Annotated in this window: 6 protein-coding genes and 1 pseudogene; 5 read left to right on the top strand and 2 right to left on the bottom strand. The window is 72.4% G+C overall.

Annotated features, from left to right (window positions below; translation table 11 throughout):
- Positions 1-624 precede the first annotated feature (624 nt).
- Positions 625-1365: a hypothetical protein gene (locus FV233_RS25815; RefSeq protein ID WP_147899214.1), complete on the bottom strand. Its 741-nt coding sequence runs from the start codon at positions 1363-1365 to the stop codon at positions 625-627.
- Positions 1366-1679: 314 nt separating this feature from the next.
- Complete coding sequence (locus FV233_RS25810) at positions 1680-2945, bottom strand: glycosyltransferase family 87 protein (RefSeq protein ID WP_147899213.1); 1266 nt, start codon at positions 2943-2945, stop codon at positions 1680-1682.
- 138 nt (positions 2946-3083) lie between these two features.
- Here FV233_RS25810 and FV233_RS31770 point away from each other — a divergent pair.
- The 5 genes and pseudogenes from FV233_RS31770 to FV233_RS25780 all read left to right on the top strand — a co-directional run.
- Positions 3084-4097, top strand: a pseudogene (locus FV233_RS31770) (hypothetical protein); the annotation flags it as partial.
- A gap of 201 nt (positions 4098-4298) precedes the next feature.
- On the top strand, positions 4299-5579 hold the full coding sequence (locus FV233_RS25800) for a glycosyltransferase (protein ID WP_147899212.1): 1281 nt from the start codon (positions 4299-4301) through the stop codon (positions 5577-5579).
- Positions 5567-7972, top strand: a complete 2406-nt coding sequence (locus FV233_RS31370) for a glycosyltransferase (RefSeq protein ID WP_246690085.1) — start codon at positions 5567-5569, stop codon at positions 7970-7972. Before FV233_RS25800 ends, FV233_RS31370 begins: the two co-directional genes overlap by 13 nt.
- A complete protein-coding gene (locus FV233_RS25785; protein WP_147899211.1) occupies positions 7969-9810 on the top strand; it encodes an ABC transporter ATP-binding protein in 1842 nt (613 codons plus the stop codon). Before FV233_RS31370 ends, FV233_RS25785 begins: the two co-directional genes overlap by 4 nt.
- Positions 9810-10688 carry a hypothetical protein gene (locus FV233_RS25780; RefSeq protein ID WP_147899210.1) on the top strand — a complete coding sequence of 293 codons (879 nt, stop codon included), beginning with the start codon at positions 9810-9812 and terminating at the stop codon, positions 10686-10688. Before FV233_RS25785 ends, FV233_RS25780 begins: the two co-directional genes overlap by 1 nt.
- Positions 10689-10995: the final 307 nt, after the last annotated feature.

Raw genomic sequence — 10995 nt, 5'->3', positions numbered from 1 at the left:
CGACACCGCGAAGGGATCCATCCGCGCCAAAATCAAGCGCGCCGCATGGAACGACACATACTTGCTCAGCCTCATCAGCCAAATGCGATAGCCCTGCCCTTGTGGGGAGGATTTGGAGGTGGGGGTGGTTCAGAAGGCACCGTTGTGCCTCATCCGGCACCACCCCCACCCCTGGCCCCTCCCCACAAGGGGGAGGGGAAACGCGTCGTGTTTCAAAGTCTTGTCAGCGAACAATCCCGATGTGTGAATCCGGCAGCCCCGTGCGGGAGAGGGACAGGGTGAGGGATCAGGTCTTTCTGAAGAGGTCGCATCCCTCACCCCAGCCCTCTCCCGCACGGGAGAGGGGGCGTGTCGCGGCCCGTCATCGACCTCGGGCCCAAACCTTCGGGATGCGGACGTTCCCATTAGCGATCGCGAGCTTGGATGAATCTCCGAAGGACTGCTGCAGCGTCATCGTATGTCGCCAGTGATGAATCGAAAGACTTACAGCCTCTGAGCAGCGAAGCCGACGCCTCGAACGAGCGCTCCAGATAGCTCAGCGATTCCTGGACGCCTCCTTCGAGGCTGCTGCGCAGCACCTCAAGACGATGTGGTGGGTGGGATCTTGGATCGATCGAGACGCGATCAGAGTCGCCCCAAAGCCTTCGCCTGCGGCGCGTAGAAACTCTTCCAGAGCGAGACGCCCTTCGACCACGACGGCATGTCCTCCACATGGACCGATGCGCCCTCGTGCGCGTAGGCCTTCGCCTTCTCGAACTCGCCCCAGGCTTTGACGAAGTGATCGACAACGGGGTTGCCGGTCTCGACGCTCGATGCCGCCCGTCCCTTGTGCTGTGCTGTCGCGAGGCCCTGATACCGGACCTGCGCCGCAGCGCGCTTCTGCGCCCAGTCGAGGGAGGCCATCTCCTCCGGGCCGGCTCCGTCCAGGACGGCGACCGTCGCCTTGGCGGCCGCCGCCGGTTCGGTGCCGCGGGGGTCGGCAGCCTTGGTCGCGCGCGCCTCGATCGACGCCATTTCGGCTTTCGCCGCCTTGACCTCCGTATTCGAGAACAGGCCGCCGTGATCGGTGGCGATGGCGTAGAGGGCTCGACGGTCCAGGATCTGGATGCGGATCGTGCCGTGCCAATCCTGGTCCGAGGTGCCGGCATCGGCCGCCTTGCCCAGCTTCCGATAGCCGGCATCCAGGAATTTCCGGGCCTCGACGGCGACCTGGGAGGCGGATTTCTCGCCCGGGTTCGTCGCGGTGGTCGAATGCGTGGATGTCCCCCTGGCGTGTCGATCCCAGCTTGTCGGCGTGGCCGATTTCGCCGCCCCCGCGTGGGAGCGGGAGGAACTGCCGACGTATCTCAGGAGCGCCGAAAACATGGTGATTCTCCCGCGAATATTTTTTGGCTATCAATAAGACACGTCCAAGCTTAGGCCGAGTAAAATTCTCGGATAATCTTGGCGCATGAGAGCCAAAGGGATGATTTTCAAAGCAGCGTGGCGCGATAGCAATCTGAGGACTTGATGTCATCGGGGCACGACGTGGCGTCGGCGTCAAGAAGGACGCCGCACCGTCATTGCGAGCGCAGCGAAACAACCTCGGGAAACGCCACATTCGGAGATCGCGCGCCGCACTGGGTTGCTTCGCCGCGCTCGCCATGACGGCGAGAGGCGTTCAGGGACGGTCCAAAAATTCAGGCCGGAGCGGACCGGCGTCCGCCCGAAAATCCCCACGGGCGGATCCGGTCGGCGATGCAGGCCAGGGTCGCGAGGCCCAGCGCCAGCCCGAGCGGGAATCCCGTCAGGCCTGCGCCTTCGCGCAGGAGCGCGAACAGCGGCGTCGCCAGCAGGAGCGCGCGCTCGTGGCGGCGCAGGCCGCCGGCGCGATGCGCGGCCAGCACCAGCAGCAGCGTCGCCGGGACTAGCGGGACCAGGTCGTAGACCGGCAGGTAGGGCGAGAGCAGCGGCGCGGCGGCGAGGAGGGCGGCGGCCCGCAGGTCGGGGGCGGCCGGGAGCGTCCAGGCGCGGATCGCCAGGGCGAGGGCCAGGGCGGCGACCAGCGCCTGCAGCGCCCAGGCGGCGGCGATCGGGCCGCCCAGCAGCCGGACGGCCCCGAACGCGCTGGCGTTGAGTTCGAGCCCGGCGGCCGCCTGCTGGAGGATGATGCGGTTGGTCTCGGACAGGGTCCCCAGGAAACCGATCCAGGGCGCGGTGCCGAACAGGGCCAAAGCGGCGAGGCACAGGGCCAGCACCGTGCCCAGGCAGGCCGCGAGGCAGGTGCCGCGGCCGGTGATCAGCAGCAGCAACGGCGCCAGGGCGGCGAAGTGCGGCTTGTAGGCCAGCAGGCCGAAGCACAGGCCCGCGAGCCAGGGGCGGCGGTCGACCAGCAGCGCCCCGAGGGTCAGGAGCGAGGCCGTGAACAGGCCGTTCTGCCCGTAGGTGAGGTTGCAGAACACCAGCGGATGGGCGAGCGCGATCCAGGCGGCGTCGCGCCGGCCGGCGGCGAACCGCATCGTCCCGGCGAAGACCGCCAGCGACAGGGCGGTCCAGAGCCAGAACGCCGGCTGCGGCTCCAGGGTCGCGAAGGCGGCGGCCGGGATCAGGAACACCGGCGGGTAGTGCCACGCGAACCGGCAGTCCGGCCCGAACGCGGCCTTCAGGTTCGCGAGATGGACCGGGAGATCGTAGGGCTCGCCGCCCCGCCCCTCGAGCGCCGACCGGCCGGCCACCCAGATCTGGCTGAAATCGTTGCCCAGCATGTCGCCGTACCAGTTGCGGCGCGGCTCCGGGCCGGTGCCGAACACGATGGCGACGATGAGGAGCGTCAGCGGCACCAGCACCCGGGCGGCGCGCCGGGCGAAGGCGAGGAGCCGCGCGTCGCTGCCGACGAGGTCCAGGAGATCGGCCCGGAGCGCCGCGAACCGCGACGCCGGCGCCTCGATCGGGGTGGGCGCGGACATGGCGGCCTTCGGCGGGGTGCTGGCCGCCACTTCTAGGCGACGGCGGTTCCGGCGCCGTTAACGGCGGGGTTTGCCGAACGCTGCGGCTTGTGCGAGACGAGCGCGGCTGCGACATTCGCGCCGTCAACGGGGGCGGCGATGACGATGCGACCGGACGAGGCCTCCCCCGCCCCCCGGATCCTGATCTACAGCCACGACACGTTCGGGCTCGGCCACCTGCGGCGCTCGCGGGCGATCGCCAACGCCATCGTGGCCAGCAGCCCCGGGGCGCGGGCGATGATCATCTCGGGCTCCCCGGTGGTGGATTGCTACGCCTTCGCGCCCGGGGTCTACACCGTGCGGCTGCCCCCGGTGACCAAGTTCGGCGACGGCGGATACGCGAGCCTCGACGGCACCACGCCGCTCGCCAGCACCGTGGCACAGCGCACCGCGATCATCGGCCGGACAGACGCGAGCTTCGAGCCGGACCTGATCCTGGTGGACAAGGAGCCGGCGGGCTTCCACGGCGAGCTGATGCCGGTGCTGGAGCGCGCCGCGGCCCGGGGCACGCGCCTGGTGCTCGGCCTGCGCGACGTGCTCGACGACGCCGACCGCCTCGTGCCCGAATGGGAGCGCAAGGGCGCCGCCGAGATCATGGCGCGGTTCTACGACGAGATCTGGGTCTACGGCCTCAGCCGCATCCACGAGCCCCTGGCGGCCCTGCCGATGGAGCCCGAGATGGCCGCGCGGATCGCCCGGCGGCTGATCTATACCGGCTATCTCCGCCGGGAGGTCCCGGCGATGCAGGCCGGGCGCGAGGAGCCGGCCCTGGCCCGCGCGCCGTTCGTGCTGGTCACGCCCGGCGGGGGCGGCGACGGCGCGGCGCTGATCGACTGGGTGATCGCCGCCTACGAGACCGATCCCGGCATCCCCCTGCCCGCGCTGATCGCCTTCGGGCCGTTCCTCGACGATTCCACCCGGGACGGCTTCACGGCCCGGATCGACCGGCTCGGGGGCCGGATCGCGGCGATCACCTTCGACAGCCAGATCGAGTTCCTCATGCGCAAGGCGGCCGGGGTCGTCGCGATGGGCGGCTACAACACCTTCTGCGAGATCCTGTCCTTCGACCTGCGGGCGATCCTGGTGCCCCGGACCGAGCCCCGCCGGGAGCAGGCGATCCGCGCGCTGGCGGCCGAACAGCTCGGCCTCGCCCGGGTCCTGCTGGAGGCCGACGGCCGCGCGCGCCCTGCCCGACCAGAGCGAGCCGTCGCGGGTGCTGGTCCCCGGCCTGCTCGACGGGCTCGACGCGGTCGCGCGCCGGGTCCGGGCCCTGGCCGCGCCGGACGCGTTGCGGACCCGCGCGCGGGCCTATTCGTGACCGAGACCCGCATCGCGGTGGTGCTCAAGGGCTATCCGCGCCTCTCCGAGACCTTCATCGCCCAGGAGCTGCTGGCGCTGGAGCGGCGCGGCCTGTCCCTGGAGATCTGGTCCCTGCGCCGGCCCACCGACCGGGCCCGCCATCCGATGCACGCGGCGATCCGGGCACCGGCCGCCTACCTGCCCGAATATCTGCGCGACGCGCCCCTGCGGGTGCTGGGCGGGCTCGGTTCGGCCCTGACGCGTCGGCGCTTCCCGGCCCTGCTCGTCCTGTTCGCCCGGGACCTGGCCCGCGACCCATCGGCCTCGCGGCTGCGCCGGCTCGGGCAGGCGCTGGTTCTCGCGCGCGAGCTGCCGGCCGCGGTCGGCCACATCCACGTACATTTCCTGCACACGCCGGCGAGCGTCGCCCGCTACGCCGCGCGGCTCACCGGGCGGCGCTGGAGCTTTTCCGCCCACGCCAAGGACATCTGGACCACGCCGGCCTGGGAGCTCACCGAGAAGCTCTGCGACGCGGCCTGGGGGGTGACCTGCACCCGCGACGGGCTCGGCCGCCTCGACGCCCTGGCGCCGGACCGGACGCGGCTGGCCTATCACGGCCTCGACCTCGCGCGCTTTCCCGCCCCGCCGCCGGCGCGGGAGCCCCGCGACGGGACCGATCCGGCGGAGCCGCTGCGGCTGCTCTGCGTCGGCCGGCTGGTCGCCAAGAAGGGCCACGACGACCTGATCGACGCGCTGGCGGCCCTGCCCCCGGGCCTGCACTGGCACCTCGACCTGATCGGCGGCGGCGCATTGCGCGATCCGCTCGAAGCCCGGATCCGCGCGCTCGGGCTCTCGGACAGAATCACCTTCCGGGGCGCCCAGGCGCAGCCCGCCGTGATCGACGCGATGCGCGCGGCCGACCTGTTCGTTCTGCCGACCAAGCCCGCGCCGGGCGGCGACCGGGACGGGCTGCCGAACGTGCTGATGGAGGCCGCGAGCCAGGCGCTGCCGATCCTGGCCACCGCCTTCGCGGGCACGCCGGAATTCCTGAGCGACGGCACCCACGCAATCCTGGTCCCCCCGGGCGACCCGGCGGCCCTGTCGGCGGCCCTGGCGCGGCTGTGCGCCGACCCGACCCTGCGGCTCCGGCTCGGCGCCGCCGCCCGGGTGCGGCTGGTTCAGGACTTCTCCGAAGACGCCGCCATCGACCTGATCGCCGAGGCCCTGCGCGCCTCCGCGGGCCTCACCGCACCGGTGAGGACCCGCCAACCGGACATGGCCCCGTGCGGGTCCTGATCGCGGTCACGCATCTCCTCGGCGCCGGGCATCTCACCCGCGCGGCCGCTCTGGCGCGCGCCTTCGCGGCCTCCGGCCACGACGCCCTGCTGGTCTCGGGCGGCGTCCCGGCCCCGATGGTGCGGCTGGGCGATGTCCGCCTGGTGCAGCTGCCGCCGCTCCACGTCGCCGGCACCGACTTCGCCCGGCCCCTGGGACCGGACGGCAGCCCGGCCGATCCAGCCCTGTTCGCGCGCCGCCGCGCCCTGATGCTGGACGCCCTGGCGGATTTCGCCCCCGACGCGGTCATCACCGAGCTGTTCCCGTTCGGCCGCCGGGCCTTGGCCGCCGAGTTCCTGGCCCTGGTGGAGGCGGCGCAGGTGCGTCGGCCGCGCCCGCTGGTGCTGGCCTCCCTGCGCGACATCCTGGTCGCCTCCGCCAAGCCGGAGCGGATCGGCGCGGTCCATGAGCGGGTCGCGCGTCTCTACGATGCCGTGCTGGTTCACGGCGATCCGGCCCTCGTGCCGCTCGACGCCTCCTGGCCGCTCGATGCCGGAACCGCGGGCAAGATCCGCTACACCGGCTACGTCGATGAGGGTTCCCCGGCGGTCCCGGCGGCGACGCGCGCGGGCGTGCTTGTGGCGGCCGGGTCCGGGCCGGCGGGCCTCGGGCTCCTGAGAGCCGCCGCGGACGCGGCCCGGCTGCGCCCGTCGCTCGGCTGGCGGATCCTGGCGGGGCACGGCGTGCCGGACCCCGACCTCGCCGCGATCGGCCGCGGCCTGCCGGCGGGCACGATCGGGCGCGCCCGGCCCGATTACCGGAGCCTGCTCGCCGGGTCGGCCCTGTCGGTGAGCCAGTGCGGCTACAACACCGCCCTCGACCTCCTCGCGACCGCGACCCCGGCGGTGCTGGTCCCGTTCGAGGCCGGCGGCGAGACCGAGCAGCGGCTGCGCGCGGAATGCCTCGCCGCCCGGGGGCTGGCCCGGGTGCTGCCGGAAGCCGCGCTGAGCGCGGAGACGCTCCTGCACGCGGTGGACGCACAGCTCCGAGCCACGCCGCCGGGGCCGCACGGAATCGATCTCGGCGGGACGGCGCGGACGGTCGCGATCGTCGAGGATCTGTTGCGGGCGCTCGCGGTGCCGATCAAAGCGCGGGTCGCCTCTCCCGTGCGGGATAGGGACAGGGTGAGGGGTGCGACTGCTCCGGAAGGACCTGTCCCCTCACCCCAACCCTCTCCCGCACGGGAGAGGGGGCATGTCGCGGATGGCTCCGTGAGCCTCGCCGCCTCCGGGGATCAGAAGGGCGGCCACCCACGCGCTCCCTACCCTCCCCCCTCTGCGGGCTACGACGGTCACACCTCTCACTTTGGTACCGTGCCGGTCCCGGCAGATTCTGGTCCGGAAGGGCAGGTGCGCGCACCCTCCCCCCTCCGCGGGGGAGGGTGGCCCCTGCGTCAGCAGGGGTCGGGCCGGGACGAAGTCCCGCAAGAGGGGAACCCGGCTTCAGGACACAGCGGAGCCTGTGTGAAGGCCATCGCCTCATCCTGCACCGTTGCTCCCCTCTCCCGACGCCCTTCGGGGGCCACCCTCCCCCGCAGAGGGGGGAGGGAGAGCGCGCGGTTGGGCGTTACCGCCCTGCGAGAAGCTCTTGACGAAGCCGCCGCAAGTGGCCGGCGCGTGCGGTTCTGGTGGCGGGACGACGATGTCGTGGCGGCGACCCCTGCCCTCGACCGGCTGATCGCCCTGGCCGAGGCGCACGACGCGCCGCTCCTGCTCGCCGCGATCCCGAGCGGGATCGAGCCGTCCCTCGGGGTACGGCTGGCCTCGGCGAAGGCCGTGCGCGTCGCCGTGCACGGACTGGCCCACCACGATCACGCCCCCCCGGGCGAGAAGGCCGCCGAGTTCGGCCCGCACCGCCCGCTCGACGCGCGCGTGGCGGATGCCGCCGCCGGGTTGCGGATTGCCCGGGAGCGGTTGCCGGAGGCGCTGCTGCTGCCGGTCTTCGTGCCGCCCTGGAACCGGTTCGCCCCGGACCTCGCCGCCGCCCTGCCGGGGCTCGGCTATCGCGGGCTCTCGGCGGTGCCGGGACCGGCGATCCCGGGGCTCGTCCGGGCCGACGCCACCCTCGACCCCATCGATTGGCGCGGCACCCGCTCGGTGCGCGACCCCGACGACCTGCTGCGCGACCTCGCCGCCGGCATCACCCGCGATCCGTCCCGCCCGGTCGGCCTGCTCAGCCACCACCGCGTCCACGACGCGGCGATCTGGGCCTTCGTGGCCGACCTGCTCGCGGTCCTCCGCGACCATCCGGCCGTGACATGTCTCGATCCCCAAAGCCTATTTTCCGGTGCCATGGTGGAAACCGGCGCTGCGGCATCTAATCTTCCGGTCTCACCCGCTGCGAGGACAGGTTGAGCCCGCTGTTGTCCATCCGCGACCTCGCGGTCACCTTCCGCACGGAGACGGGACCGTTCGCGGCGCTGCACGGCCTGTCGCTCGACGTGATGCGCGGGCGCACCCTGGCGCTGGTCGGCGAATCCGGCTCCGGCAAGTCGGTGACCGCCCAGGCGATCATGGGCATCCTGCCGAGATCGGCCGCGATCGCCGGCGGACAGATCCTGTTCCGCGACGGGCCGGCGGAGATCGACATCGCCCGGCTGGACACCGAGGGATCGGCGATGCGGGCGATCCGCGGACAGCGGATCGCCATGATCTTCCAGGAGCCGATGACCTGCCTGTCTCCGCTCCACACGATCGGCGACCAGATCGGCGAGGCCCTGCGCATCCACACCGGTGCGGACCGCCGGGAGGCCGACGCGCGCACGCAGGAAGCCCTGGCCCGGGTCGGCTTCCCGGACCCGAAACGCGCCCTGAAGACCTACCCGTTCGAGTTGTCCGGCGGCCTGCGCCAGCGCGCCATGATCGCCATGGCGCTGATCCTCGAGCCCGCCCTCCTGGTCGCCGACGAGCCGACCACGGCGCTCGACGTCACCACCCAGGCGCAGATCCTCGCCCTGCTGGCCCGGCTCCAGGACGAGACCGGCATGGCGATCCTGCTGATCACCCACGATCTCGGGGTGGTCGCCAACATCGCCCACGATGTCGCCGTGCTGTACCGCGGCCGCCTTGTCGAGGCCGGCCCGCGCGAGACCGTGATGCGGGCGCCCGGCCACGCCTATCTCCGGGCTCTGCTCCACGCGGTGCCGCGGTTCGACATGGCGCCGGGCGAGCGCCTGACCCCGATCCGCCCGGCGCGCGCCGAGATCCCACCGGTCCAAAAGCCGGCGCAGCCCGCCGGGCCGCTGCTCCGGGTCGAGGGCGTCAGCAAGAGCTTCACCCTGCGGGCCGGGCGCCTGTGGCAGAAGCCCCGGATCGTCCGTGCCGTCTCCGACGTGTCGCTGAGCCTCGCGGCCGGCGAGACCCTGGGGCTGGTCGGCGAATCCGGCTCGGGCAAGACCACGGTCTCGAAGATGATCATGCGGGCGCTGCCGCCCGATTCCGGCAAGATCCTGTTCGATGACGGGAGCGGCCCGCGGGACGTCCATAAGCTCTCCGGCGACGCGCTGTTCGCCTACCGCCGCACGGTCCAATTCGTGTTCCAGGATCCCTACGCGTCGCTCGATCCGCGCATGACCGTGCGGCAGATCCTGTCCGAGCCCATGGAGATCCACGGCGTGCCTACCGCCGAGCGGCGCGCGCGTTGCCGGGAGTTGATGGCGATGGTCGGCCTGGAGGCCAGCGGGCTCAGCCGCTACCCGCACGCCTTCTCGGGCGGGCAGCGCCAGCGGATCGGCATCGCCCGGGCTCTGGCGCCGCGGCCGAGCCTGCTGGTGCTGGACGAGCCGGTCTCGGCGCTGGACGTCTCGGTGCAGGCGCAGATCCTGAACCTACTCAAGGATTTGCAAGCGGCCCTCGGGCTGTCCTACCTGATCGTCTCCCACAACTTGGCAGTGATCGACTACATGGCGGATACGATCAGCGTGATGTGCCGGGGCCGGATCGTCGAGGAGGCGCCCCGCGCCGCCCTGTTCCGCCGCCCGGTCCATCCCTACACGCGGGCGCTGCTCGCCGCCGTGCCGGACCCGAGCCTCGACCGCCCGCTCGACTTCGCCGCGATCACCGGCGACCAGAACGACCCGACCCGCTGGGCGGAGCCCTACCGTCTCGGCCCCGACGAGGCCGGCGCGATGCGGGAGATCGAGGCGGGCCACCGGGTCCGGCTCGGCGCCGCCCAGGACGCGGAGGCCGCGTGATGCAGGGCCGCCCGCCCGTGATGCTCGAACGGCTGCGCCGCAAGGTGCTGTCGCCGCTGTTCGACCGCCTCGGCTACGACCTCGTCCCGGCCGCCCCCGACTGGAGCCACCGCCCGACCTCGCCGCGGGAGGTGACGATCCTGCTCGAATCGGCCGCCGCGATCCTGGAGCGGGATCTTTCCGCCGCCGGCCTCGCGCCGGACGGCGATCTCCTGGACTGGGTCCGGGAGTTCTGGGAGCTGATCCCCACCGCCCCGGTCCGGCAGCGCCGGGGCGGCAGCGGCTTCAACGGCGCGCTCCAGCTCTACGTGGCGATGCGGTCGCTGAAGCCGGATGTCGTCATCGAATCCGGGGTGTTCCGCGGGCTCACCACCTGGGTGATCCGCATGGCGCGCCCGAGCGCCAAGATCTTCTGTCACGATCCCGACCTGTCCGGGCTGCAATACCGCGACCCGCAGGCGCGCTACAGCACCGCCGACTGGTCCACGGTGGATTGGTCGGGCATCGATCCCGCCGTCACGGTGGCGTTCTTCGACGACCACGTCGCCCAGGGACGCCGGGTCGTTGAGGCGCAAGCCCGCGGCCTGACCCGGCTGCTGTTCGACGACGACGCCGCCGGCCACCGGATCCACGCCCATGGCGGCCCCGCGCACCCGACCATCGCGATGATCACCAGCCCCGATCCCGGCTCCGAGCCGATCCGCTGGACCCGAAACGGCCGCCCGTTCGAGCAGCCGACCAACGATCCGCTGGTGCGCAAGGCCGGCCGGCTGATCGCTCGCACGCACGCCTTCGACGACCTGCACCGGGCCACGGGGTACTCGCCGGCGCGGCTGACCTACGTGGCCCTGCATCCGGTGGCGGGGGGCGGGTCGTGAGCGATTTCGAGACCCGCGACGGCCACCCTGCTCCGCTCGGCGAACGCTTGGAAGCCCACGCGTCCGAACCTGCCGCGGGTCCCCTCTCCCGTACGGGAGAGGGACAGGGTGAGGGGTACGACTTTTCCGGAAGACCCTGGTCCCTCACCCCAACCCTCTCCCGCACGGGAGAGGGGGTAGGTCGCGACTCGCATGAGCCGAAGTTCAACCGTGGTCACGCGGGAAGCGGCGTCTCCCGCCGTGCCCTGATCGCGGGCCTTGGTGCTGCCGCGCTACTCTTGCCACCGCGCAAGGCACTCGCCGACAC

Origin of the sequence: Methylobacterium sp. WL7 (assembly GCF_008040085.1) — a bacterium.
GTDB classification, from domain to species: domain Bacteria; phylum Pseudomonadota; class Alphaproteobacteria; order Rhizobiales; family Beijerinckiaceae; genus Methylobacterium; species Methylobacterium mesophilicum.
The sequence above is the reverse complement of the archived record's forward strand: the minus strand, read 5'-3'. Positions and strand labels throughout refer to the sequence as shown.